General features: G+C 71.5%; 22 protein-coding genes. 11 read left to right on the top strand and 11 right to left on the bottom strand.

Translation table 11 applies throughout. The features are described from left to right. The first annotated feature begins 214 nt into the window (after positions 1–214). Positions 215–448 (top strand): hypothetical protein, encoded by a 234-nt coding sequence (locus ACN265_RS17990; protein WP_421408625.1) that lies wholly within the window; start codon positions 215–217, stop codon positions 446–448. A 78-nt stretch (positions 449–526) separates the two neighbouring features. Here the strand turns inward: ACN265_RS17990 and ACN265_RS17985 are convergent, their stop codons facing one another. Both ACN265_RS17985 and ACN265_RS17980 read right to left on the bottom strand, forming a co-directional pair. Beyond that, positions 527–1,039 (bottom strand): O-acetyl-ADP-ribose deacetylase, encoded by a 513-nt coding sequence (locus ACN265_RS17985; protein ID WP_421408624.1) that lies wholly within the window; start codon positions 1,037–1,039, stop codon positions 527–529. A 233-nt stretch (positions 1,040–1,272) separates the two neighbouring features. Beyond that, positions 1,273–2,121, bottom strand: coding sequence for a helix-turn-helix transcriptional regulator (locus tag ACN265_RS17980; RefSeq protein WP_420115561.1), 849 nt, complete (start codon positions 2,119–2,121; stop codon positions 1,273–1,275). Between the two features lie 144 nt (positions 2,122–2,265). Here ACN265_RS17980 and ACN265_RS17975 point away from each other — a divergent pair, with 144 nt between their 5' ends. Further along, positions 2,266–3,060 (top strand): NAD(P)H-dependent oxidoreductase, encoded by a 795-nt coding sequence (locus ACN265_RS17975; RefSeq protein WP_421408623.1) that lies wholly within the window; start codon positions 2,266–2,268, stop codon positions 3,058–3,060. A 19-nt stretch (positions 3,061–3,079) separates the two neighbouring features. On the opposite strand, the gene ACN265_RS17970 is transcribed toward ACN265_RS17975, so the two are convergent. Together ACN265_RS17970 and ACN265_RS17965 are read right to left on the bottom strand one after the other, a co-directional pair. After that, positions 3,080–3,985 (bottom strand): virginiamycin B lyase family protein, encoded by a 906-nt coding sequence (locus ACN265_RS17970; protein WP_421408622.1) that lies wholly within the window; start codon positions 3,983–3,985, stop codon positions 3,080–3,082. Further along, positions 3,982–4,587: a CatB-related O-acetyltransferase gene (locus ACN265_RS17965; protein ID WP_421408621.1), complete on the bottom strand. Its 606-nt coding sequence runs from the start codon at positions 4,585–4,587 to the stop codon at positions 3,982–3,984. The genes ACN265_RS17970 and ACN265_RS17965 overlap by 4 nt, the downstream gene beginning before the upstream one ends. Positions 4,588–4,686: 99 nt before the next feature. On the opposite strand from ACN265_RS17965, the gene ACN265_RS17960 reads away from it, so the two are divergent. Next, entirely contained in the window at positions 4,687–5,337 is a 651-nt protein-coding gene (locus ACN265_RS17960; protein ID WP_421408620.1) for a TetR/AcrR family transcriptional regulator, read from the top strand. A 32-nt stretch (positions 5,338–5,369) separates the two neighbouring features. On the opposite strand, the gene ACN265_RS17955 is transcribed toward ACN265_RS17960, so the two are convergent. Further along, complete coding sequence (locus ACN265_RS17955) at positions 5,370–5,897, bottom strand: DUF6244 family protein (protein WP_421408619.1); 528 nt, start codon at positions 5,895–5,897, stop codon at positions 5,370–5,372. Between the two features lie 195 nt (positions 5,898–6,092). Next, positions 6,093–6,878 (bottom strand): SDR family NAD(P)-dependent oxidoreductase, encoded by a 786-nt coding sequence (locus tag ACN265_RS17950; RefSeq protein WP_421408618.1) that lies wholly within the window; start codon positions 6,876–6,878, stop codon positions 6,093–6,095. 118 nt (positions 6,879–6,996) lie between these two features. Here ACN265_RS17950 and ACN265_RS17945 point away from each other — a divergent pair, with 118 nt between their 5' ends. Then, positions 6,997–7,617 carry a TetR/AcrR family transcriptional regulator gene (locus tag ACN265_RS17945; protein WP_420115568.1) on the top strand — a complete coding sequence of 207 codons (621 nt, stop codon included), beginning with the start codon at positions 6,997–6,999 and terminating at the stop codon, positions 7,615–7,617. Positions 7,618–7,852: 235 nt separating this feature from the next. Here ACN265_RS17945 and ACN265_RS17940 read toward each other — a convergent pair whose 3' ends face one another. The 5 genes from ACN265_RS17940 to ACN265_RS17920 all read right to left on the bottom strand — a co-directional run bounded on the left by ACN265_RS17940 (position 7,853) and on the right by ACN265_RS17920 (position 12,405). Continuing rightward, positions 7,853–8,614: a DUF429 domain-containing protein gene (locus ACN265_RS17940; protein WP_421408617.1), complete on the bottom strand. Its 762-nt coding sequence runs from the start codon at positions 8,612–8,614 to the stop codon at positions 7,853–7,855. Positions 8,615–8,697: 83 nt separating this feature from the next. Further along, positions 8,698–10,200, bottom strand: coding sequence for a hypothetical protein (locus tag ACN265_RS17935; protein WP_421408616.1), 1,503 nt, complete (start codon positions 10,198–10,200; stop codon positions 8,698–8,700). Positions 10,201–10,368: 168 nt separating this feature from the next. After that, on the bottom strand, positions 10,369–10,800 hold the full coding sequence (locus ACN265_RS17930) for a hypothetical protein (protein ID WP_420115571.1): 432 nt from the start codon (positions 10,798–10,800) through the stop codon (positions 10,369–10,371). A gap of 231 nt (positions 10,801–11,031) precedes the next feature. Then, a complete protein-coding gene (locus tag ACN265_RS17925; RefSeq protein WP_421408615.1) occupies positions 11,032–11,712 on the bottom strand; it encodes a hypothetical protein in 681 nt (226 codons plus the stop codon). Positions 11,713–12,168: 456 nt separating this feature from the next. Next, positions 12,169–12,405: a cold shock domain-containing protein gene (locus tag ACN265_RS17920; protein ID WP_421408614.1), complete on the bottom strand. Its 237-nt coding sequence runs from the start codon at positions 12,403–12,405 to the stop codon at positions 12,169–12,171. Positions 12,406–12,955: 550 nt separating this feature from the next. Between ACN265_RS17920 and ACN265_RS17915 the strand changes: the two genes are divergently transcribed. The 7 genes from ACN265_RS17915 (at position 12,956) to ACN265_RS17885 (ending at position 25,650) form a co-directional block, all read left to right on the top strand. Next, positions 12,956–13,147, top strand: coding sequence for a hypothetical protein (locus tag ACN265_RS17915; protein ID WP_421408613.1), 192 nt, complete (start codon positions 12,956–12,958; stop codon positions 13,145–13,147). 126 nt (positions 13,148–13,273) lie between these two features. Further along, a complete protein-coding gene (locus tag ACN265_RS17910) occupies positions 13,274–13,792 on the top strand; it encodes a SigE family RNA polymerase sigma factor (protein ID WP_420115575.1) in 519 nt (172 codons plus the stop codon). Further along, on the top strand, positions 13,792–14,274 hold the full coding sequence (locus ACN265_RS17905; RefSeq protein ID WP_421408612.1) for a hypothetical protein: 483 nt from the start codon (positions 13,792–13,794) through the stop codon (positions 14,272–14,274). Before ACN265_RS17910 ends, ACN265_RS17905 begins: the two co-directional genes overlap by 1 nt. A 613-nt stretch (positions 14,275–14,887) precedes the next feature. Next, complete coding sequence (locus ACN265_RS17900; RefSeq protein WP_421408611.1) at positions 14,888–17,830, top strand: helix-turn-helix transcriptional regulator; 2,943 nt, start codon at positions 14,888–14,890, stop codon at positions 17,828–17,830. A gap of 81 nt (positions 17,831–17,911) precedes the next feature. Next, positions 17,912–18,148, top strand: a complete 237-nt coding sequence (locus tag ACN265_RS17895) for a DUF5988 family protein (protein ID WP_204925068.1) — start codon at positions 17,912–17,914, stop codon at positions 18,146–18,148. 138 nt (positions 18,149–18,286) lie between these two features. Further along, positions 18,287–19,723: an acyltransferase domain-containing protein gene (locus tag ACN265_RS17890; RefSeq protein WP_421408610.1), complete on the top strand. Its 1,437-nt coding sequence runs from the start codon at positions 18,287–18,289 to the stop codon at positions 19,721–19,723. Further along, positions 19,720–25,650: an SDR family oxidoreductase gene (locus ACN265_RS17885; RefSeq protein WP_421408609.1), complete on the top strand. Its 5,931-nt coding sequence runs from the start codon at positions 19,720–19,722 to the stop codon at positions 25,648–25,650. The genes ACN265_RS17890 and ACN265_RS17885 overlap by 4 nt, the downstream gene beginning before the upstream one ends. Positions 25,651–25,667: the final 17 nt, after the last annotated feature.

Here is a 25,667-nt window from a genome sequence, read left to right as displayed (position 1 = left end):
TGTGCCGGCGGCCAGACCTGCCGGTCATCGGCGGCCCCCGCAGCCGGTCGGGGCGCGGTCTGCGGCGTGAACGCCTCCGTCGGGGCAGCGGACCCGCCATGATGACGGTGTGAAGGCGATCTACCCTGACGGCGACGGCGGTCGAGCGGCGGATCCTGCGGCCGTGCCCGGTCTGCGCCCCCGAACCGAAGGTTCGGCCGACGACACGTCCCGCATGCTCGAGGTCGACGGGGAAACCTTCGCCCTGCGCGCCAACGGGTTCGGCGGCACCGACTACACCTGGCTCAGCGGGCCGGATCCCGGCTACGGCTTCGGTGTGAGCCCGACGGCTGACCTGTCGCCTGACGAACACGCCAGGAACATCCGTGGCTTCCTGGACATGGTCGACCCCGGCACCGGACACATCGCAGACGACCGACGTCCCGGTCGGGGATCACCGCGGTCCTGATCTTCAGGCGCAGACGACGTCGGCCGCCGAGCGCAGCGGAGAAGGCGGCGGCCGGCGGAACGCCTCCTGCCCGCCGGGTCAGCCGGCGGTGCCAGCCATCGCCGCGCGCAGGTGGTCATTGGTGTCGTCGTCGAAGGCGACGAGGCGTACCCGTCGCACGTTCGTGGGTGTCGACCTGATCGTCGCCACGGCGATCTGCGCGGCCCGTTCGGGCGGGAAGCCGTACACGCCGGTGGCGATCGCCGGGAAGGCCACGGTCCGGGCGTTGAGCTCGTCGGCGACCTGCAGGCTCCTGCGGTAGCAGGAGGCCAGGACGTCGTCCTCGCCGTGGCCGCCGCCCTCCCAGACCGGTCCGACCGTGTGGATGACGTGCCGCACCGGCGGGTCGAGGTCGAACGCCGGCGTCGGCATCGCATCACCCGGCTCGCAGGGGCCGATCGCGCCCCCGGCCCGGGCCAGCCGAGGACCGGCGGCGTGGTGGATCGCCCCGTCCACACCACCGCCACCCAGCAGCGACTCGTTCGCGGCCGTGACGATGACGTCCACGTTCTCCCGCGTGATGTCGCCCAGCACCACCTCGATCGTCACCACAGCAGAATCCTGGCACACCTCAGGCGACCGCGACGTCATGACCGCTCCGGTAACGGCGACCACCGACCACCGCACCGACGACAGGGCAGCTCGGGCCGGTACGACCGTCCCGTGATGACCTTCGACTTCGACGGCTGGCGAGGTCGCCGGTCGTCACGCGCAACGGCTGCGGGATCTCCTCGGCCGGCGGCTGACGTCCACCTGGGTGGTGTGGGAGGGGAGGGGCGCGCGGTTCATGTCGAGTTGGTGAACCGCAGTCCCTTCCCCCGGGGGTTTCCGCCGTCGTCGAGTGCTGCCAGCAGGCGCAGCCCGTCCTCGGCGGGGCTCTCCGGCGGCGCCGACATGACTATCAGTTCCGTGCCCGATCCGTCGGGCAGGGCGAAGTTCTCCTGGTGCAGTTCCAGCAGTCCGACCAGCGGGTGCCGGAAGGCCTTGCGTCCATGGGTGCGGGCGCGCACGTCCGCGCGGGCCCAGAGCCGGCGGAAGCGTTCGCTGCCCATGGACAGTTCGCCGATGAGCGAGGCCAGGCGCGGATCGCCGGGATGTTTGCCGGCGGCCAGGCGAAGGTGCCCGACCACGTCGAGGGTGCACTTCTCCCATTCCGCGTAGAGACCACGCTCGGCTTCCTCGAGGAAGATGTGCCGGGCGGTGTTCAGGCCCGTCGGGGTGCGGCCGTAGAGAAGTCCGGCGAGGCGGTTACCGGCCACCACGTCCATCCGGTGGTCCATGATCAGGGCCGGCGCGTCGATGATCAGGTCGAGTACGCGCAGCAGCTCCGCCCGGGGGCGACCGCCGGGTGACCTGTCGCGACGGCGGCGCTGCCGGGCCAGCCGGTGCAGGTGGCCGCGTTCGGTCTCGTCGAGTCCGAGGACCCGGGCGAGCGCGTCGAGGACCTGTTCCGACGGTTGGGTGGCGCGGCCCTGCTCCAGGCGTACGTAGTAGTCGACGCTCACCCCGGACAGGTGGGCGACCTCCTCGCGACGCAACCCCTCGACGCGGCGTCGGCCGTCGGTCGGGATGCCGGCGACCGACGGGTCGACCCGGGAGCGCCGGGTACGCAGGAAGCCCGCGAGATCGTCCATGACCTCCAGTATCGCTGCGACGACAGGCGGGCGGGTGGTCCTGCCAGTACCAGGAAGTCCGGTCCGACGGAACGCGCGTCCCTGAACGGCGCGCTCCCGGCCGTCGAGCATGGGTGGCGACACACGCCGTCGAAAGGACCAGCCGTGAAGACCCTCATCGTGTACGCCCATCCGGAGCCGCGTTCGCTGAACGGTTCGCTGAAGGATGTCGCGGTGTCCACCCTCGAGGCCGCCGGTCACGAGGTACGGGTGAGTGACCTGTACGCGATGAACTGGAAGGCCGCCGTGGACGCGGCCGACTTCGGCGGGTACGCCACCAGCCCGCTGCGGGTGGTACGGAGTTCGGGTGGGGCGTACGACGCCGGCGCGCTCACCCCCGACGTGACGGAAGAGCAGGAGAAACTGCTCTGGGCCGACACGGTGATCTTCCAGTTCCCGCTGTGGTGGTACACGATGCCGGCCATCCTCAAGGGCTGGGTGGACCGGGTGTTCTCCTTCCACTTCGCCTACGGCGTGGGCGTGCACGACGAGACCCGCCACGGCGAGCGTTACGGTGAGGGGACGCTGCTCGGCCGGCGGGCGATCCTCTCGGTGACCGTTGGCGGCCCGCAGTCGCACTACACCGATCGCGGTATCAACGGCCCGATCGAGGACCTGTTGTTCCCGATCCACCACGGGATCCTCTACTACCCGGGCCTGGAGGTGCTGCCGCCGTTCGTGCTGTACGGCGCCGACAGGATCTCCGATGACACGTTCGCGGACGCCGCGACAAGGTGGAAGCAACGACTGCTGACGCTGGAGACCACCGCGCCCATCGCGTTCCGGCGGCAGAACTTCGGTGACTACGAGGTGCCGTCACTGCGGTTGAAGGAGGGCCTGGAGACGGCCGGCCGCAGCGGTTTCAGCCTGCACGTGCGGGACCAGCCGCCGGGACGATGAACAGTCACCGTCGATGACCTCACACCGCGCGGCAACGACCTGCGGGGCCGATCCGGGCCAGGGCGCCGTTCTCCAGGGCCGTCCACAGGGCGCCGTCGGGTCCGAGGGCGATGCCGTGCGGCTCGGAGCGCGGGGTGGGCAGGTCATGGACCTCGATCGTCCCGTCGGTGGTGATGGAGCCGACCCGGTTGCCCGCCCACTCGGTGAACCACAGGTCGCCGCTGCCACCGGTGGTGACGGCGTGCGGGCGGGCGGCGCGGTCCGGTAGCGCAAACTCGTCGATCGCGCCGTCGGGGGTGATCCGTCCGATCTGGCCGGCAGCGATCTCGACGAACCAGACGGCTCCGTCCGGGCCGGCGGTGATCCCCACGGGGGCGGCGGCGTCGGTGGGCAGCGGATGCACGGTGACGGTGCCGGCCATGTCGATCCGGCCGATCGCGTTCGCCTGGTTCATCGTGAACCACATGGCGCCGTCCGGGCCGGCCGTGATGGCCGACGGGTAGGCGCCGGTGACCGGGAGCGGGAACTCGCTGGCCGCGCCGTCGGTGGTGATCCGGCCGATGCGGTCGGCGTTCATCTCGGTGAACCACAGGGCGCCGTCGGGCCCGGGGGCGATGCCGTACGGGCCGCCGCCACGGCTGGGTACGGGGAACCTGGTGGTGTCGCCGTCGGTGGTGATCCGGCTGATCCGGTGGGCCCGCGACTCGGTGAACCACAGCGCGCCGTCGGGCCCGGCGACGATGATCGTGGGCTGCCCGGCGGGGTCGACGAGGTAGGTGGTCGGTGGCGTGCCCGGGACCATCCGTCCGACCCGGCCGCTGTGGGCGAGGGTGAACCACAGCGCGTCGTCGGGTCCGGTGGTGACGCCGTACAGGCCGCTGCGGGCGTCGGTCACGGGGTGTTCCTCGATGAGGACGGCGGTCACCGGGTTCGCTCCAGTCCGTACTCGATGGCGGTGCGTTCGATCTCGGCGGGCGTGCCGGTCATCAGGGTGCGGGAGTGCCGGGTGATCAGGTCGGCGGGCCAGTCCCACCACGCGGCCCGCCGGAGCCGGTGGACGTCGTCGTCGCTGAAGCGTTGCCGGATCGGTCGCGCCGGATTCCCGCCGACGATCGTGTAGGGCGCGACGTCGGTGGTGACCACCGCGCCGGCCGCGATGATCGCCCCGTCGCCGATGTGTACGCCCGGCATGACCGTGGCGCGGTGACCGAACCACACGTCGTTGCCGACGACGGTGTCGCCCCGGCTGGGCAGGGCGAGCACGACGTCGATGGTCCGCTCGGCCCACTCTCCGCCGAAGAGGGTGAACGGGAAGGTGGACGGGCCGACGACCGGGTGGTCGCCGCCGGCCATCAGGAACCGGGTTCCTGCCGCTATCGCGCAGAACCGGCCGATGATGAGCTGTTCCGGTCCGTAGTGGTAGAGCACGTTGCGCTGCTCGAAGCCGGTCGGATCGTCGGGATCGTCGTAGTACGTGTAGTCCCCGACGATGATTTTGGGGGAGGTGACCAGCGGCTTGAGGAACATCACACGGGGATGCGCCGCCACGGGGTGAAGGGCCGTCGGGTCGGGCGTCACGGGGAACCTCGCTCGTTAAGACTACGGATGTAGCGATAACATCGTGGCATGGCGTCGCCCCCACCGACAAGCGATCATCCCGACGAGACGGTGACCGCCCCCACGCGTCGACCCGGCGGGCGCAGCGCGGCGGTCCGCCGCCGCGTCCTCGACGCCGCGCTCGCCCAGTTGGTGCAGCACGGCTACGACTCCCTGAGCATCGAGGTGGTCGCCGAACGCTCGGGTGTCCACCGCACGACGGTCTACCGGCGCTGGCGGGACGTCGGTGGCCTGCTGGCCGACGTCCTCGACGAGGCGGGGGCCGACGCCTGGCGTCCGCCCGACACGGGATCGCTCGAAGGTGACCTGGTCGCGGTCAACCACGAGGTCTACACCGCACTGACCACCGACCCGGTGACCGTCGCGCTGATCGCCGCGTCGTTCCGGTCCGAGCGGGCCGCCCGGGCCCTGAGCGCCTTCTGGGCCGGCCGGTACGACCGCTGCGCCGACATCACCCGCCGCGCCGTCGAACGGGGTGAGATTCCGCCGGACACCGATGCGCGCCAGCTGCTCATCGCCACCACCGCCCCGCTGTACCACGAGCTCCTGCTCCTGCGGGCGACGACGGAGGCGGACCTTCCCGACCGTGTCGCCCGCAGCGCGGCCACCGCCGCCCGAGCCGGCGCCTTCAGCAGCCCGGCGAGGTCGACCACGCCGTAGTGGTTCGACCATGCCGGCCTTTGCCGGGGTGATCAGTTACCCGCTGATCCCACCCGTTGCGCCTCGGCGATCGCCTCCTCGACGGCCTGCCGTGCGCCGTTGGTGCGGGCGACGACCTGCATCAGGACCTGCTTGATGCCGTCCAGCGCCTGTAGCAGCGGTCCGGGTTGGCCACCCTGCAGGACCGTGGTGACGAGCTGCTGCGTCTCACCGATCCGGGTGACGGCACCGCCGGCTGCGTCACGGGCGGTGCCGACGGCGCTCTGCACGGGCGTCAGCGCGGCGATCGTCTCCTGCGGGGTGGCCTGCTCTGGTACGGCGGCGACGGCCTTCGTCGCCTCACCGATCGAACCTTCGAGCCGCCCCAGACCGCCCTGGACATCGGTGAGGGCGCTTCGCACCCGGGCCACCCCTGCGGCGACGGCGAGGAAGCCGGCGCCCGCGGCACGCAGCGCCACCTCCTGCGCCTGCCGGTCGGCGGCGGCGGTCAACCCCTGGGCCCGCTCGACGCCGGCCATCAGGGCACGCAGCTCACCAGTGATTCTCTCAACGGCTGACATCGAAGCGGCATCCCCAATCGAGAACGGCGAACGGGTGCACCCGACGCTACCGAAGGCACTCCACGGCCACCAGAGACAGCAGCAGGAGTCCGACACATGCTGCCGTGCCCGAAGCGTCGAGACGTGGACGCGATCGCGGGACGTGCGGCGCGACCGGCGGCTCAGGAACCCGCCACGTTCGTGGGCGCGGTCCAGTCAGGCCACGCCGATCGGGAGGGCGGGACCCAGCAGCAGGCCGCCGTCGAGTACCAGTTCGGTCCCGGTCGCGAACGACGCGTCCGGTGAGGTGAGGTAGAGCAGCGCCGCGCTGACGTCTGCGGGATCGCCGAGGCGGGGGATCGCGTAGGGCCCCGGGTCGTAGAAGTCGGAGATCGGCCGTTCGCCGGGCGCGGCTGGTTCGTGGATGAGGTTGGTCGAGACGACTCCGGGGTGGATGACGTTCACCCGGATGTTGTCCCGACCCAGTTCGAGTGCGGCGCTCAGGGTCAGGCCCCGGATCGCCCATTTGCTTGCGACGTAGGAGGCGTAGCGGGCGGTGCCGCCGTACGCCATCGTCGAGCCGATGTTGACGATCACGCCGCCGCCGGCTCGTCGCATCGCGGGGGTGACGGCTTTGATGCCGAGGTACTGCCCGGTCACGTTGATCGCGAAGGTGCGGTCCCAGCGGGCGCGGTCGGTGGACTCGATCGTGGTGGCGGGGTTCTGGACACCCGCGTTGTTCACCAGGATCGTCAGCGTGCCGAAGGTGTGCTCGGCTGCCGCGACGGCGGTTGTCCAGTCGTCTTCACGGGCGACGTCCAGGCGGACCGCGAGGGCCCGTCCGCCCAGTTCCGCAGCGAGTTCGGTGGCCTTGCTCAGGCTTCCCGCCGTACTGCCGATGACGACGTTCGCGCCCTCGGCGTGGTAGCTCCGGACGTGGCTTTCGCCGAGCCCTCCGGTGCCGCCGGTGACCAGCGCGGTCTGGTTGGTGAAACGTGACATGGCATGTCCTTCGAGGAGTGAATCTGGTGAGCTGACCGGCTCACCTCACCATCTGACGCTACGGCCGACGGTAAGATGAGTCAAGTGACTCACCTCGCCATCGGGCATACTGGGATCCATGAGCACCGAGCCGTCGGCGTACCACAGGCGCGTCGCCGAGGAGAAGCGCGCGGCCATCCTCACGGCCGCCACCGGCCTGTTTCTGGCCTCCGGCTATGACGGAACCTCCCTCGCCAGGATCGCGGAGGCGGCCGGGGTCTCCAAGGCCACGCTCTTCAAGCAGTTCCCCACGAAAGCGGCGCTTTTCGACGCGATCGTGACGGAGTCCTGGCAGGTCGAGGACGCCGACGCACCGGAGCCGTCGGCCGAGGACCTGAAGGCCGGCCTGGCCACGATCGGTCACCGGTACGTCGAACTGCTCACCCGCCCGGGGATGACCGCGCTGTTCCGCATCGTCATCGCAGAGTTGCCGCGTTTCCCCGAACTCGGCGAGGCGCAGTTCAGCCGAGGAAAGATGCCCTACTTCGAGTCGGTCAGCCGCTACCTCGTCGCCGCCGACAGGGCCGGCTCGGCAACGGTCGACGACCCTGATCTCGCCGCGACCCAGTTCCTCGGGATGATCTCCAATTTCGTCTTCTGGCCCACGCTCCTGCTCACCGACTGGGCACCGCAGCGGACCGCGATCGAACACGCTGTGCGGGAAGCGGTCAACACCATGTGCGCCCGCTACCAGACCTGACCGGGCCGGGCCTCACCCACCTGATCGCCGATGACGCAGATCCTCACCCCTCGACAGCCGCAACGAGAACACCCCGCCGCAAAGCAATGTCCTAGGACGCTTTAGGGGGAGTGGCGCAGCGGCGTCGTCGACGTGCACCAACACCGGGTGCTGGGTAGCGGTACCAACGCCGCAGGTGCTCGCTCACCAGTGACGGAACAGGACAGGGCTGGGCTGGACCTCGGCCGCGCTGCCGTCAATCCGTCGCGCTTGCGGTGACGAGGTCGGTCAGCGGTGCGGTCGGTAGCGCGATCCAACCCTCGGTGACGGCGCTCGCCAGTTCGGCGGGACCGGGGCGGGTGGCGTGCCCGATGGCAGCCGCACGCGCGGTGAGGGCAGCGACGACAGCGTCCACTGCGTGGTCGCTGTGCCGGCACGCCGATTCGAACTCGCCGAGCTGTAGCCACGGCGTAGCGGCCATCAGTCGGTCCATCAGATCGTTCAGCGCACCGTTGTTGCGTCGTCCCTTGTACCGCTGGTTCGGCAGCTCCCAGTGCCTCAGCGACGCTGCCGGATAGACCTCGGTGACCGTTCCGCAGCCGCTGCGGTCCACGGGTTGCCCAGCTGCGGCGAGCCGCGCCAGGAGACCGGCACATCGCATCGCCGTGTGTGCGATCCGGTCCGCTGCGACGCTGAGTGGGTTGCGACCCGTCACCTCCCGGGTCACCAGGTCGGTGTGACGCCAGGCCAGGCTGCGGCGCCAGTCGCGCCCGATCAGATCGGTGGGGGTGACCATCTCGCCACGGTGGTGGGCGACGACGAACTCCACGAACGGCGCAGGCCACCCCAACGGACAGTCGATCCCCACCTTGTCGGCCGTCGACGCCGCCCGGAGAAGCTCGTCATCGTCGGCTCCGATAACCAGTTCCTCCAGCACCGCTGTGGTCCCGGTCCAGCGAATCCAGGCCACGGCGGTGTTGGTGTCCTCCGCTGCAAGATCGATTCCCGCCGTCAGCATCTGCCGAACCTACTGGGTACGGTGGATTCCCGATTGCTCATCACGTCGTTCCGCGCCGGTCGACCACATGTCTGTGGGTCGCTTCAGGGTAGAGCGGCGTGGGCCTCGGTGAGGAAGCGGTCGAGGTCTTCGCCGTGGGCGATCGCCGCGTCGCGGACGGCGTCGATCGCGGCGGCCAGCGGGTCGTGCTCGGCCAACGCGACCAGGGCGGGGAATGCGACAGCCTGTTGGAGCATCCCGGTGACGCGGAGTGTGCCGTACACCGCCGGGTTCGGCGCGAGGGGAATGACGGTACGGGGCACCTCAGGGTCCGACAACAGACGGCGGGTCGCGGCGGCACCGTGCTGCTCGGTGAAGGCGCGGGGCAGTGGACGACCGGCCTCGGCGGCGGCGAGAGCATCGGCGATCCAGCCGATCTGCTCCAGCCCGGCCACCCGCATCGCGCGGCGGGCCGCCCAGCAGGCCATCTCCCGCTGGCGATCGGCGGGCAGCGCCTCGATGCGGTCGAGCAACCGGCGGTCGATCCGTGCCAGGGACTGCGCGTGTCCGAGGAGTTTGCGGACACGATCCGATGGGGGAGCGCCTCCCCAACGTTCGGCCTCCCGTTCGGCCCGGAGCCGGCGGAGCTTCTCGGCCTGTGCGGTCGCCTCGGCGGCCTGTCCCCGCAGGGTCTCCGTCCAGGGGAGTGTCCCGGTGCCGTCGAGCAGGTGGTCCCAGATCAGGCCGAGGGCCACGGCGTGCCGGCCCCGTACCCCCTCATGCCGCAGCGTGACGCCGTCGGGCCCGGTGGTCAGCCGTACCGTGCTGGGCTCGTCGTCCGGCACGGTGGTCAGCGGGTCGGGGAAGAGCGGTGAATCGGCGGTCGCCCACGACCACCTGAAGGTTTCCGCGTCGACCCGGTCCAGGCGCACCTCCAGGTCACCGACGGGCAGCACGCCCACCGGCAGGGCCACCGGTGCGGGCCGGTGGCGGACCACCGTCACCCGGGCGAGTCCGGTGTCGTCCTCGTACGGGTCGGGTGGACGTGGCGGCATCCCCGCCGGCCGGGTGGACGGACGCGGCACCAGGGACAGCATCGCCCACTCGGCCGCCTCCGCCGGCTTCTGCTCCCAACGGCGTGCCGTCGGGTCGGCCAGTACCGTGCGGCACGGCGTCTGCTCGCTCACCGCCCACACATGCAGCTCGTGCTGCTCGGGCGGGTCGTCGTCGGTGCGTACCCCCTCGTGCAGGCGGCGGCGGGCGTGCACCCGTACGCGGATCAGCCCGCGCGGCACGGCGACGTCGTCGAGGTTCTCCGCGGAACCGCTCATCAGGCCGACCACCGACAACCGGCCGCTGGGACTCCAGAGGGTAGCCTCACTGATCGCGTCCCAACCGGCGTCGACCTCCGCCGGCGGGCCGGACAGCACCCGCAGGCGTGCCTCGATCTCACCCGTGTGGATGCCGCAGAAGCCGGTGACGTGATTCGGCCCGCCCACGTGCAGGAGGTCATCACCGACGGTGTAGATCGGCATGCCGTCCCCGCCGGGCAGGGTGACCACCTCGTACTGGCAGTAGCTGACGTGCAGTCGCGCCCAGCCGGTCATGGGGTGAACCGCCGCGCGGTGAGCCCGGGCGGGCAGGCCAACGGCCACTGACCGGCAGCCCCGCCCATCGTTGTGTCATCCCGAACCGTCACCGTGACCATCCCGCCGTGTTCCATGCCGTCGAGGTGAACGGCATCATGGCATGACGGTCCGACGCAACCGCTCCCGTCAGCCGCCCGGACAGCGGTTGTCGCCCCCGCTGTACTCCACACAGTGCTCCGGCGCGACGGGCGTCGTTCTCGGCACCGGAGTGAGGTCATGGCCGACGCGCACGGCGAACGGCAGGGCGGGCACGGCGATCACGACAGCCAGCACCAGGAAGACGACAGCGGTGCGGACCAGCCGTAGCCGGTACGCGACGAGCGCGACGATCGCTGGCCCGGCGACCGCCACCACCATGGCGACGAACAGGGCCAGACTCGCCCGGTATCTGAGGTCAGCGAGCGTGCCGGGCTGGTCGCCGTTGTTGACGTTCCACAGCTCGAGAGCGATGCTCACCCACCAGGCGGCTGCCGCGATCAGCCCGCCGACCCAGAGCAGGACCACCAGGCCTACGATCGGGCCACCCCGTCGACCCGCGCCGACCCCGTCAGACGTCATCCGGTCCAGCGTGGACGGCCCGACCCGACCAGGCATGAGTCGGCGTACTCAGCTGCGCTCGCTCAAGCGGCGCCGACGACGTTGCGGTCGGCGTGCACCGCCGGGTCGAAGCACGGCGGAGGCCTCCACGTGAGCCCCTCCGCCTGGCGGTGGGCGATCGGATGAGGATCCCTGCCTGTGCGGCAGCCACCCGACGCCTTCCGTGGCGGCCCGCAGGGCATCCGACAGTGGTTACGCGTAGGCGCTCGGGGCGGGTACCTCTGTGAGCCTCCACCGGTCGCCGTGGCCCGTGGCGATCGCGATCGCCTCGACCATCCGACGGGCCGCCGTCGGGTCGTCGACGGAGCTGGTGGCGGCTCCGAGGTCGGCCGGTGGTCCGCCGGCGAGACTCGCGGCAACTGCGGCCATGTGCCGGTCACGGTCCGGCACGGCGGCGGTCGCCGCGAATCCGACCACTGCCGCCCAATCGGTGACCCGTCCCATCCGCACGACCTCGTCGTCCCACAACAGATCCAGGATCCGCACGAGGTCGCCGAAGCCCGGCTGGTCGGGGAGCGCCGTGAAGGTCAGCAGATGTACGGCGGCCCCCTGGCCGGGCGAGGCACCGGTGGCGATGTCGGTGCGCAGGGCGATCCGGATCTCGTCGCCGGTGAACCCCGAAGCAAAGTCCGGTGGGGGAGGCCTCCGATGCAGCGGCGGTGCCGAATCGGGATCCTTCAACAACTCCGCCACCCGCAGGCACTCCACACACGACGGCAACGCGGTGATGTTCACGTGCGTGTCGCTGCGGTACATCTCGTAGGCGAGGTCGATCGCGCACTGGTCATCGCCCCAGACCGGACGCCCCGGAGTCGAACACAGCGTGAACCCCCGAGACCCGTATTCCCCGGCGCGTTCGAGAGCGAGATCCACCGACAGATGTTGGAACGTGCCGTCCGTACACGGTCGAGGTGTCATCGTGTCCTCCCCGGCACCGGGTGCTTTGACGGTCGCCTGTGACGACACAGTTTATCCCGCCCAAAGGCCGGATCAGTTGAGATCGATTATCGACCGGTGTAAGTTCTGGCGGCTCGACCGTCGCTGTCAGGATTCATCGGAGGGTTGCCGGACTACTGGCAGGGGCCGGGCCGGCAGCGACATCCCGAACGTCCTTGCACAATGGGGTACCACGCATCGAAAGACCGGATCTGTCGCGGGGCGTGCTCAGGTTGGCGCACCGGTGGACGCGCAGGATCAGGTCGGACCCGCTGCCGTGACCGGCCATCCGGCCGGCTTCGGTCGACCGACGAACGGCGGTGGACGCCATCCTGGGGCTGCCGGCGTTACCGACAGGTCGTTCCGGTAGCCCTGCTGGCACGTCGCGCCGGCTCAGCGGGTGGCGACGTCGACAGCTCGGGCGGGGTAGCCGTCCTGGCCTGGGACTTCGTAGCGGCAACGCACTCGCTGACCCGGCGTCAGGCTTCGGTATTCGGTGGGCCCCGCGACGATGTGGCTGAAGTGCACCCAGACGATCAGCTCAGTGTGATCGAGGGCGATGGTTCCCCAACCTTCGTCCGGATGCCAGGTCTCCACCACGCCGCTGTCCTGCAGACCCTGATCGCACACGATCGCCAGCGTATCGCTGGGCGGAGGCCGGGCGCGTGACTGCCGCGCGAGCCGCTGCCAGGGTCATTATCCGGCCGGGCTGCGGACACGGACACCCCGCACCGTGGCTCCTGCGGCTACGACAGCGAGAGCAGGATCAACGGTCGACGCACCGTCACCGACGTCTCCCGACAAAAAGTTCCGATCGACGGCAACCTGCCGGCGGTGGATCGCATGTACCCGGATGTACGCAACGATCACCACGATCCATAGGGGTCCGGAAATGTCTGCACGTCGCTTCCTGCTGCTTCCCGCTGCCGCCGTCCTGTTCGTACCCGCCTGTTCCGCCACGGAGGCGCCCCGGGCCGACGCGACCGCATCCGCGCCCGCTGCGACTGCCACGGCGGCACCCAGCGCCAGTCCGGCCGTATCCGCGCCGGCCACGGCTGCCCCGACGGACGGCGCCCCCGCCACCAGGCCCACCGTCACCGCCAGGGCCGCCGGGGGTGTCACGAGCGCCGACTGTCCCTCAGGGACCGACCTGCAGAAGCTGATCGAGCTGCCGAAGGGGATGACCTTCGGCCGCGTCGAGTGTGTGAAGGGCTGGGCGGGAGCCGTCCCGCAGGGCCCGAAGACCGGTGACGGCGTCTACCTGTTCCACCACACGGCCGGTACGGGCTGGAAGTACTACGGCGAGGGCAGCGGATACGACTGCAGGGACCTCGGCCTCACCGAGCCGGCACCGTTCTGCATCTCCGGCTGACCGCAGGGGCCGGGTTTGCGTGCTGTGGCGCACGCTGGCTACGGTGTGCGCCACAGTCAGCCGGCCGCACCGACGCCGTCGTGCCCTGACAACCTGTGCCGGCACGTCGGGGGATGCGAGCGGGGCATGGCGGACTCGATCGACGACCAGTTCCGGGAGTTCGTCCGGACCCGCTCGCCGGCTCTGCTCCGGACGGCGTTCCTGCTGACCGGCGATCGGCACCTCGCCGAGGATCTCGTGCAGGACGCACTGGCCCGGACCCACCGGGGCCGGCGGCGGCTGCACGACCCGGGGCACTTCGAGGCGTACACCCGTACCGCGATGTACCACCAGCAGGTGAGCTGGTGGCGGCGGCGCAGGGTGGCCGAGTCCCTTCCCGGGGAACTGGCCGACGTGGCCCAGCCCGGCAGTGACCACGCCGGCCGTACCGATCTCAAGCTCGCCCTGCACCAGGCGCTCGCCCGGCTCACCCCACGGCAGCGCGCGGTGCTGGTGATCCGCTTCTTCGAGGACCGCAGCGAGGCCGAGGCCGCGCAGCTGTTGCAGTGCTCGGTCGGCACGATCAAGAGTCAGACCAGCAAGGCGTTGGCCCGGATGCGGGAGCTCGCGCCCGAGCTGCTCTCGGCCGTGATGGAGGAGGCCTGATGACCGACGACCTCGGGCCGCTGCGTCAGGCCCTGTCCGAGCTGAGCGAGCACGGCGGCAGCGCCGACCTGTACGAGGGGACCCTGCGCAGGTCCCGGCAGTTGCGACGGCGGGCGACCATCACCACCGGCGCCGCAGCCGCAGCGTTGGTGTTCGCCGTCGGCGGTACGGTCGCCTTCGCCGTCAACCACCGGCCCGGCCCGTCGGCGCCTCCCGCAGCCGACCCCGGGCAACCCGACTGTCCATCGATCGACACCCTCGGGGACCTGGTCGAACTGCCGACCGGCTGGTCCTTCGCGTCCACCGGTGTGCAGTGCGCGCAGACGTGGGCGGCAGCCGAGGTGAAGCGGCCGGCGGGCGGCGACATCCGCTACCTGTTCCACTACACGGCCGAGGCGGGGTGGCGGTACCAGGAACAGGGCACCGAATGGGAGTGTAGGGAACTCGGCCTGACCCGGCCGGCACCGTTCTGCACCTCCTGACCGCCTGTCGCCCGGACCGGCCACGTTCCTCGCCGCGCGGTCGGCGGGGCACATCGAGCATCACCGACCCGTTACCGAAGGTAGGTGAAGATTCACTCAGGGCTATCGGATTCGGCGGGCGGCGTTGTAGCATCGAACTCGACCTTGGGAGATCAAGTCTCTTTCGAGGTGGTGATTGGCGTGCTGATTCGGCGACCTCGCCGGACTTGATGCGAAGGCGGGCAGGAATTCGGCAATCCCCTCGCGATGACGATGTGAATTCACCCTGTCAGCCTCGCGTCCTTCGGGGTGCGGTGGCGGCCTGACCGGCGGCGTGGCTGCGTCTGTCCGCCGTCGAGGCATCCACCGACCAACATAAATTAACCTGACCGAAACGTATTGTGCGATCCGGCGCTCTCCCCGCTGGTGCTCCTGCGAAGTGGCCTGCGGTGAATCCGCCGAACCTCCCTTGATTTTCCGACCATTTCCCATGATGATGGCTCATCATGCGGTGTTGCACTCGCAATATCAGACTATTATTTGATCTGGCGGAGGGCGGTCCAGGGCACCTGCCAGTGCATTGTGGCGCGGTCCAGCGGCCACCATAGAGCTGATTTCCAGGCGATACGATGTGATGGATTTCGGCTCAGCGGGGAAAAGGATGTCCGTCGCCGGAGAGACCTTCGGCGGCAATTCACCTTCGATGGGAATGCTGAGAATAGGCCCGGAATCCGGGTCCGAGGTATGGGTCGGGCGAGAGCGTGAGCTGAGCCTCACGCAGACAGCGTTGACCCGGCTGGCGCGGGGGACCGGTTCGGCGCTCCGGCTGGTCGGTGAGCCGGGTATCGGCAAGACCCTGCTGCTCACCATCATCGCCCAAGCCGCAGCCGATCGCGGCCACCAGGTGTTCCACGCCGTCGCCGACCAACTCTCCCACCAGTCACCACTGAGCGTTCTACTCGCCTGTCTCGGCGTCCGCCAACGGCCGGACGATCCGTCCCGGGCGGACATCACCCAGACCCTGCTCGGCCGACCGCCGGTCTTCCCCGCCACCGGGTCGGCCCTGGCCGCCGTGGCCGACATGCTGGTCTCCCTCGTCGACGACCTCTGCGCGGCGGGCCCGACCGTCCTGATCGTCGATGACGCACACTGGATGGACGAGCCGTCGACCGTGGTCTGGCGGCGCCTGGCCGCCAGCGCCGAACATCTGCCCCTGCTTCTGGTCGCCGCACACCGTCAGGACCCGTCCCGTCCCACCCGCACCCCGGTCAGCGCCGGCCGGGGCCACGAGCACCTGCTGAGCCTCACACCGCTTGACGAAACGCAGGTCGCGCAGCTGCTGACCGGCCTACTCGGAGCGCCACCCGGCCCGACCCTCAGCCGGTGGTCGGGCGCAGCGGTCGGCAACCCGCTCTACCTGCACGAGCTGGCCGCCGTCCTGGCCCGGGAGGACCTGGTCCAGGTCGTGGCGGGACACGCGGACCTGCGTGACGACGACGACCGGATACCCCCGGCCCTCACCGCCGCGTTGACCAGCCGGCTCGGTCTGGTGCCGGACGCCGGGGACGTGTTGCGGACCGCCGCACTGCTCGGCACCGAGTTCACCGTCACCGACCTCAGCGTCGTGCTGGGCCGCCCGGTGCGGGCCCTCGCCGACGTGGTGCAAAGAGCCGTCGCAGCCCGCATCCTCGCCGGCTCCGGACAGCGGATGACCTTCTGCCACCCGTTGATCCGCCAAGCCCTGCACGACGCCGTCGCGCTGCCGCTACGCCGGGCGCTGCACCTCGACCTGGCCCGGGAGCTGGCCGCCGCAGCCGCCGAACCGCTCACCGTGGCACACCAACTGGAAGCGGCGGGCGGCGTCGAGAACCGGTGGGTGCCCGACTGGCTCCAGCGATCCGCCCCCGCGTTGACGCACGCCGACCCGGCACTCACGGTCCGGCTGCTGCGCACCCAGCTCGGACACCTTCCCGCAGACGACCCGCACCGGGCCGCGCTGAGCGTCGCACTGGCCCGCGCGCTGCAACTGCTCGGCCGGTGGGAGGAGGCCGCCGACCGCGCCCGCGAGGCCCTCGCGTCGTCCACCGGACTGGACGCGCACGGCGAGCTGCACTGGCTGCTGATCCGCGCGCTCAACAACAGCGGGAAGACCGACGAGGCCGAACTGATCCTGCGACAGGCGCTCACCCGACGGGCGGCGATACCCGAACCGTGGCGCGGACGCCTCCTGGGCACGCTGGCCCTGATCAGCCGGGCCGGCACCGGCGGGTCTAGCGAAGCCGAAACCCTCGCCGGCGAGGCCCTCGACGCCGGCCGCCGCTGCGGCGACGACTGCGCGATCGCCGGCGCCAGCGTCGTGCTCTCCCTCACCCGCTCCGACCGGCGTGACCACCCGGCCGCACTCCGGCACGCCGAACAGGCGCTCACCGCCCTCGTCGGTCACCCCGGCCACCCGGAACTGGAGATGTTCGCCCTGCACTGCCGCGTCGTGAGCCTGCAGAACATGGCCCGTTGGCGCGAGGCCGAAAGGGTGCTGCGACTGTCCCGGGAAATGCGCCGCCGGGCCCACGACATCGCCGCCGGGTCCATCGGCGTCACCGAGGCGATGCTGCACTACTGGGTCGGCCGCTGGGACGAGGCACTGACGGCGCTGACCCCGGTCGCGGACGACCCCTGCGGCCCGTTCTATCCGGGCCTGCACCGCGGGGGACCCGCACTGCTACGACGGGGCGTCACCGCGTTGATCGCCGTCCGGCGCGACGACCGCGCGCTCGCCGAAACCCACCTGCACTCCCACCCGGACGTGCCGGCCGACCGCAGCACCGACGAGGACGGCGAGGGGTTCCTCCTCGCGGCCCGGGCCGTACGCGCCGAACAGCAGGGTGAACCGGAACGGGGTGCCGCACTGCTCGCCACCATGCTGCAGCACCGCCCCGACACCGGAACAGGCCCCCACCATCCGTGGTTCGCGGACCTCATCCGGATGGCGTCGGCCTGCACGGACACCTCGACCGTGACGGCCACCCTCGACCTGACGCGCCTGTGGACCGAGGCCGAGAAGACACCGGGGCGGGCCGCAACCATGCGGCAACGCTGCATGGGCCTGGCCACCGAGGACCCTGGGCCGCTGCGTACAGCCGTGCAGCACTACCGGTCAGCCGGCCCCAGGACCGAGTTGGCGGCGACCCTCGAAGACCTCGCGGTGGTGCTGGCCGGCCACGGCGCGACCGACGAGTGCCGGGCGGCCGCCACCGAGGCGATCGGCCTGTACAGCCGCATGGGCGCGACCTGGGACGTCCGTCGCACCGAGGCGCGGCTACGGGGCAGGGGAGTACGCCGGGGAGTCAGCGGCCCCCGCGCGCCCCGTCCGGTGTCGGGCTGGGCGGCACTCACCGCCACCGAGCGGCGCGTCGCCGTGCTCGTCGCCGAGGGCCGCTCCACGCCGGAGATCGCCGCCACGATGCTCCTGACCCGCCGCACGGTCCAGACGCACATCTCCCGCGCCCTGCACAAGCTCGGGCTGCAAAGCCGCAACCAGATCGCCCGGGAGGTGCTGCGCAACGCCGGCGCCCGATGACGGATGACTCGCCGACCTTCAGGCGGTTTTCTGCGTCAGCTGACGCATGTCTCATTCGTCCGGCCCGGGGAAGCTATCCGCATGACCGTCCCCGCCCAGCCGGACGACACCACAGCCCCCCACGCCACCATCCAGATCGCACTCGAAGGCGGCCCGGCGAGCCTGCCACCCGAGCTACGCAGCCAGTGGATCTCACCGGACGCGCCGAAGGTGAAGATCCCGCACAACGGTGGCTACGAGCACTTCGAACGCCCCGACGACAGCGACACCGAGCCGCTCGTCTTCCGCTGGGCGTACCGGTCCCGCATCGCCGAGTAGCCGGCGGGGAGCCTGCCCCGGCCGGGCGGCGTGGGCCGGGGGAGACCGCACCCGGACCGCCTCGCACGTCGTCGATTGTCCTGCGCCGGCACGGCGCACCACAGCCCGACCACCGGGATGGAAACGAGGGTGACGCACATGGTGGATTCTGTCTTCGTCATGCCCGGCACGGTGGCTGCCCCCCGTACGGGCACCCTGCGCGACCTGCACAACCGCTACGAAACGGTCCGTGAGGCGCTGACCCTGATCGACAAGGCGGCCCGCGAGTTGGGGCTGCCCGACATCAGCACCCGCCTGATCGAGGACGCTGCCGGCGAACGCCCCTACAGCCCCGAGGTGCACTACCTGGAGATCTTCGCGGTCAGCCTCGCCACGTACCACCTGCTCGTCGCCGAGGGCGTCGAACCGGTGGCGATCGTGGGACAGAGCATCGGCGAACTGTGGGCCCTGGCCGTCGCCGGACACGTCTCGGTGGGCGACGCCGCACGCCTGGCGGTGGCCCGGTCCCGGGCACTGACCCGGCAGGCATGGCCGGGCACGATGCTCGCCGTCGGGGTCGACGGCCGCCGGGCGGAGTCACTCGCCGGGCTGATCGGCCACCCACACCTGGTGTTGGCCTGCGAAAACACCCCCCGACAGAGTGTCCTCAGCGGACCGAGACAACAGATCGACGAGGCCGAACGGGTGGCCGAGGCGCTCGGCTGGCCCAGCGTCCGCCTCGACGTCCCACACCCCACCCACACCCCGGCGGTCGCGCAGGCCGCCCGGGACCTGCGGGCCTCCGCGCCCCGCGTCTCCTACGGCGGCGGACGGTGGCGGGTGTCCTCACCCTGGCTCGGCCGGGACATCGGCGACGAGGACCCGGTCGAGCTGGTGGCCGGCGCACTCACCGCCCAGGTCCGGATGCTGCACACGGTCCGCGCCCTGCACGCCGCCGGCGCGGACACGTTCATCGAATGCGGGGAGTGGCCGGTCGTCACCCGGTTCGTCGAGGCGTCGGTCCCGGGCGTCCAGGCGGTCGTACCGCTGAGCGAGCACGACCCGGTCGCGGCCGTCCGGGCCCTGGTCGCCAGCCGTACCGACACCGCCCCACCCCCGGTGCGGACGCCGGCACCCCTGCGTGTCCCGGTGTCCCCGCCACCCGTAGCGCCTGCGCCACCTGTCCCGGCCCCCGACGTGGTGGCACCGCCACCCGTAGCGAGAACCACCCCGGTCGTCCCGGCTGCGCCGTCCGTCCTGACGCCGCCGACGCCGGTGACCCCGGCCTCCCCGGTGACGGTCGACCCACCCGAGCCCGCACCGGACGCCGACCGGCGGTACGCGACGGTCCTGGCCGAGATCCGCGCCCTGTACGGCGACTACCTGGGCTACCCGCCGGAGCTGCTCGGCGACGACGACGCCCTGGAATCCGACCTGGGCGTGGAGTCACTCAAGCAGGTCGCCCTGCTCGGTCGGGTCGCCGACCGGTACGGCCTGCCGGACCTGCGCGCCAACACCTCCCTGCTGACCATCGGCACCCTGCGGCGGATCGCGCAGGCCGTCGTCCAGGCGCAGGCGGAGGCGACCGCCCGATGACCGACACATCAGACCTGCACGGCCGGGTCGCGTTGGTGACCGGCGCGGCCAAGAGCCTCGGCGCGGACATCGTCCGTCGGCTGGCCGCCTGCGGCGCACACGTCGTCGTCAACTACTTCCACTCCGTCGACCAGGCCGAGCTGCTGCGCACGGAACTGGCCGAAGCCGGCCTCAGCGCGGAGTTCATCCGGGCCTCGGTGGCCAAACGCGGCGAGATCGACCGGATGTTCGACCTGATCCGGCAGCGGCACGGCGGCCTCGACTTCCTCGTCAACAACGCGGCCGGCGGCGCGTTCCTGCCCCTGTTCGACGTCGACGACACCTACTGGCAGCGGGCCTGGTCCACCAACGTCATGGGCGCCTACCACTGCTCCCGCCGGGCCGCCGAGCTGATGGTCGGCCGCCCGGGAGCAGCCATTCTCTGCCTGTCCAGCGTCGGCGCCCACCAGCCGGTCCCCGGCTACGGTCCCGGCGGCGTCACCAAAGCTGCCCTGGAGTCCCTCGTCCGGTACCTGGCGCTGGAACTGGCCGACCACGACATCCGGGTCAACACCGTCCTGCTGGGCTCCGTGGCCAGCGAGATCGTCGTCAACCTCGACGACCCGGCCGCCGCGCTCGGAGACTCGCCACGCGCCAGCGACCTGACACGTCGTACCATCTCCACCCCCGAAGCGGCCCGGCTGCTCGTCCACCTCCTGCACCCGGACACCGGATTCATCACCGGGCAGACTCTCGTGGCCGACGGCGGCATCAGCATCGGCGGCATGCAGGGCCTACGACTGCACAGCAAACTCGCCGCGCAGGTCGGCGTACCCACCCGAACCCCGTCGCCTCCCCCCACCGCAGCCGCCGTCGTACCCGAACCGCCCCCGTCGACCACCGGGAACAGCACCGAACCACCCTCGTCGACCACCGGAGCCGTCGCCGAACCGCAACCGGCCCCCGCGACACCACGCCCGGTCCGCCACCCGCAGCCGCACAGCCCACAGGCCGGCCCCGAACACGACCCGGACGCCATCGCGGTGGTCGGCCTCGGGGTGGTCCTGCCCGGCACCAACAACCCCGCCGACCTCTACGACCGGCTCCGCGAAGGCGCCCTGCTGGCCAGCGAACCGTCCGCCTTCGACCTGCGGCACTTCTGGTCGGCCAGCGCGACGGACACCGACAGCTTCTACATCCGGGAAGCCGGCTACGTGCAGGGGTTCGTCCCCGACCCCGCCTCCGTCGCCGAACCCGACGGGTTCCTGGGACACCCCGGCTGGCCACGCACCACCCGGTGGCTGCGCCACTGCACCGTCCAGGCCCTGACCGGAGTACACCGCCGGCCCGGCGACCGGTGGCTCGCCGCGACCACCGGCATCCACGACCAGACCGGACTCGGCACGCAGGGCATCGTCCTCGGCGACGAGTACCGACGCCTCATCCGTGACGCCATCCAGCGCAGCGGCGACGACGACTGGCTGGCCGAACTCGCCGACCACGCCATCAGCGCCCACTACGGCGGTGACGGCGGCAACCCCCTGGCCTACCTGCCCGCCTCGGTGTCCCGTAACGCGCTGCGCGGCCTGATCCCGCCCGACGCCCAACACCTGACCCTCGACGCGGCCTGCGCCACCGGACTGTTCTGCCTCGACGCCGCCGTCAAAGCCCTCCGGGAGGGAAGCTGCGACGTCGCGCTCGTCGGCGGCACCTCGGTGATCGAACCGATCGGCTTCACCCTCTTCTGCCGGGCCCAGGGCATCACCGCCAGCGGCCGGATCCGCCCCTTCGACCAGGCGGCCGACGGGACACTGATCGGTGAGGGCGCCGTCATGCTCGCCCTGAAACCGTACGCCCGCGCGGTTGCCGACGGCGACCACATCCACGGCGTCGTCCTCGGCACCGGACTCGCCGCCGACGGCCGGGGCAAGGGCATCCACGCGCCCGCCACCCGGGGACAGGAACTGGCGATCAGCCGGGCCTGGGCCGACGCCGGCGTCGACGCCGCAGACGTCGACTGGGTGGTGGCCCACGGCACCGGCACCCCCGTCGGCGACGAGGTCGAACTGCGCTCCCTGCTGTCACGACTCGGCGAGCGCGACCGGCCGTGCCTGCTGACGTCGAACAAACAGGTCTTCGGCCACACCGGTGTCCTGGCCGGACTCGTGTCGGTGGCGCACGCGCTGGTCGCCCTCGCCCACCGCACGATCCCCGGCCACACCGTCGTCACCGACCCCCACCCGCTGCTGGGCGACGGCACCCGACTCACGGTGCCGGTCACCGACGCACCCTGGCCGGTCGACGAAGCCCGCCCGCGGATGGTCGGGGTGTCCTCGTTCGGTCTCGGCGGAGCCGACGCCCATGTGGTGCTCGCCGACCGGATACCGACGGCCCGACCCGCCCACCAACCGTCGGTGATCGACCGCACCGCCGACGCCGATGACCTCGTCGTCGTCGGCTGGAACACCCACCTGCCCGGCCTTGACCGCGACCGGGTGCCCGCCTGGCTCGTCGGCGACGGCCCCACCCCGCAGCCCGGCTTCGGCAGCCCCTACCCGCTACCGTCCCCCCTCGACGTGCGGATCCCACCCCGCACGATGCGGCACATGGACCCCGCCCACCTGATGATGCTCCAAGCCCTCGGACCGCTCCTGACCGACCTCGGCGAACCGGGAACCACACTGCGGCCCAGCACCGCGATCCTGGTCGGGGCGAGCCTGCCGACGACGCACAACGCCCGCGCCGCGCTGCGGGTCCACGCGCAGGAGTGCGCCGCCACATTCGACCTGCTCCCCGACCCCGGGCAGGCCCAGACACTGCGGGAGTACCTCGCCAAGGCCCTCGCCGACGCCGGCGACGTCGTTCCCGACGAACTCAACGAGGACGACTTCACCGGCGCCGTCTCCTGCATCCTGTCCGGCCGGGCCGCCAACTACTACGACTTCCGGGGCTTCGGCACCAGCGTCTACGCCCACCGCGACTCCACCCACTGCGCCCTCGACCTGGCCCTGCGCCAGCTCCGCCACCGGGCCTGCGACCTGGCCCTCGTCGGCGCGGTGAGCCTGCGGCCGATCAGCGGATGGGACGCGCACCTGGACACCCTCGTACCGGCGGGCCGCACCGTCGCCGAAGGCGCCGCCGTCGTCGCCGTCGCCCGCCGCCGCACCGCCCGGGACCACGGCCTACCCATCCTGGGCACCCTCACCACGACACCCGAGCGCACCGCCGACGACCCGCCCCACGCCCTGCCCGCCGCCGCCGGCACCGACCGCACCTACCTGGCCCTCGACGCCCTGCTGGCGGTGCTGCGGGGCGTCGTCACCGGCACCGGCACCGTCGTGTCACCGGCCGCCCCCGGATCACCCACGATCCGGTTCACCGGACCGACCGGCCCCGACCCGAACGGGGCCGCCCCGGAACCCGCCGAGCAGCCCATCGGCCGCCGACAGACCCTCCACCTGCGGCCGCTGACCCCACCGGACCCCGACGGACCCGCGATCCCGGCCGGGAGCATCGTGGTCACCGACACCCCGGACCTCGCCGCCGCCGTCACCGGCCCCGACATCGCCATCTGGTCACCGAGGCCGGGAGTCGACGCCGCCACCCACGTACCGCCCGACGCCACCGCCGACGCCCTGGCCGGCCTACCGTTCGTGCCACGCCACATCCGGATCCTCACCCGACTCGAAACCCCCGCCGACGACACCGACGACACCGAAGCCGCCCGCCTGGAGGACCTCCAGGACCTGGCGTTCACCACCATCCAGGCCGCGCTGCCCGCCCTGCGGGCCGGTGGATCACTCGCCGCCGTGCTGCTCACCGCACTACCGCAGGCAACGACCCACCCCCTCGCCGGGCTGTTCACCGGACTCGTCCGCTCCGTACGGGCCGAAGTCCCGCAGTGCAGCGGAAACTCCCTGATCACCGACACGCCACACGCCCCGACCGCACTGGCACAACTGGCCCGGGCCGCGACCGCCCGCGTACCGACGCACACCCTCGCCTGCCGCGGACAGAACTGGTACGAACTCACCGTCGCCGACGACGAGCCCCCGCACCAGACACCGGAACCCGCCCTGCCCCCCGGCGCGGTCGTGGTCGCCTTCGGCGGGGCCCGGGGCATCACCCCCGAACTCCTCGACGCCGTGGCCCGCACCACCGACCGGCCCCACCTGTACGTCATCGGCCGCACCCCGCTACCGGACACCGACGACGAACTGCCGTCCCAGGCCGCGTACATCGCCGCCGGACGCCGCGAACACCCCGACGCGTCGCTGCGGGACCTCAGGAACGCCTACGAACGTGCCCAGGCCCGCCTGGAGGTACGCCGGACCGTGCACCGGCTCACCGAACTGTGCGGACCCGACCGGGTCCACCACCGCGTCGGCGACGTCCTCGACGCGGACCGGACCACCGCCGTCCTCGACGAGATCATGGACCGGCACGGACGCATCGACCTGCTCATCAACACCGTCCTCGACCTACGCTCCCGGGCCCTGCACGCGAAGACCCTGACCGACTTCCGGGCGGTACGGGCCACCAAAGCCACCGGCTACCGCAACCTCAAACGGGCCCTGACCGGCCGGCCCCCCCGCATCTGGTGCAACTTCAGCACCCTGGCCACCCTCGCCCCCGCCCCCGGAGACGTCGACTACTGCGCCGTCAACGAATACCTGGCGTACGCGAGCGCCTGGGCCGACCGCACCGCACCCGACGGACACCGCGAACTCGCCATCCTCTGGAGCGGCTGGCGGGAGGTCGGCGTCGCCAGCAGCACCGCCATGCAGGAGACCCTGCGCCGCAACCGGATGGACGCCTACATCAGCAGCAGACAGGGCGCCGCCCAGTTCCTCGACGCGGTGACCCGACCCGGCAACGGGGCGGCGGTCTTCTTCATCCGCGACGAGGAACGCGTCCTGTTGGGACAGCGGGGGATCAACACCGACACCACCAGCGGCCCGCTGCCGCTGCCCGTACCGGACGCGCCGCCACCCATCCCGCCCGACCCGACCCTGGCCACGCCGCTGCTCGACGGTGTCCTGCTGCGCGGCCACCGCTGGGCGGTGTTCACCAAGACCTGGGAACCACACACCCTCGCCGAGCAGGACGGCCGCTGGATGCGCCACCACCGCGTCAACGGAGAGTACGTCCTGCCCGGCACCTTCGCCCTCGAAGCCGCCGCCGGCGCCGCCGCACACCTCTGCCCCGACCTCACCGTCACCGGATTCCGTGACCTGGCCTGCCACACGTCGGTGACCGTCAGGTCCGCCGGCCCACCCCGCACCATCACGGTGGAGGCCCGGCTCACCGACAGGTCCCCGGACCGGGCCGTGGTGGCGGTCCGGATCACCACCAACCGGATCGGCCGCAACGGCAAGGTCCTGCGCTTCAACGACCTGCTCTGCGAGACGACCGTCGTGCTCGCCGACCGGCACCCCGCACTGCCCGCGCCGACCGACCAGACGGCACACCGCCCCGAACCGGACTTCACGATGCCGGTCTACTCCGCCGACCTGCCGATCACCCTCAGCGGCCCGTTCGCCGGAACCGGCGAGTACGCCCGCGGACCCCATGGTACGAGCGCCACCTTCCGCCTCGACCACCAGGCATGGGGCCCGGCCCTGGCCGGGATGACCGTACCGGCGATCCTGCTGGACGCCATGGTGCACCTGCTGCTCCTGCCACCCCACGGCGACCGGCCACCCCTCGTCGGCCCGATGGCCGGCATCGAAACCGTGGACCTCGGCGGACCCGGCAACGACTGCCAGCTCAGCGCCGCCCACCCGACGATCCGGCTGCACTGCCGCTTCGCCGACGGCACGCTGACCGCATCCACCCCCGACGGCCACGTACTGGCCCGCGTCACCGGGGTCAGCGCGCACGCCACCGACCACAGCGGAAGGCTGATCCGGCCGCACGCCGACACCCCCCAACCGGCCCTTCCCTGACCGCCGAGGAGACAACG

Source organism: Micromonospora sp. WMMD730 (assembly GCF_049178955.1).
GTDB classification, from domain to species: Bacteria; Actinomycetota; Actinomycetes; order Mycobacteriales; family Micromonosporaceae; genus Micromonospora; species Micromonospora wenchangensis.
Note: the sequence above shows the minus strand (reverse complement) of the source record. Positions and strands in the feature narration are given on the sequence as shown.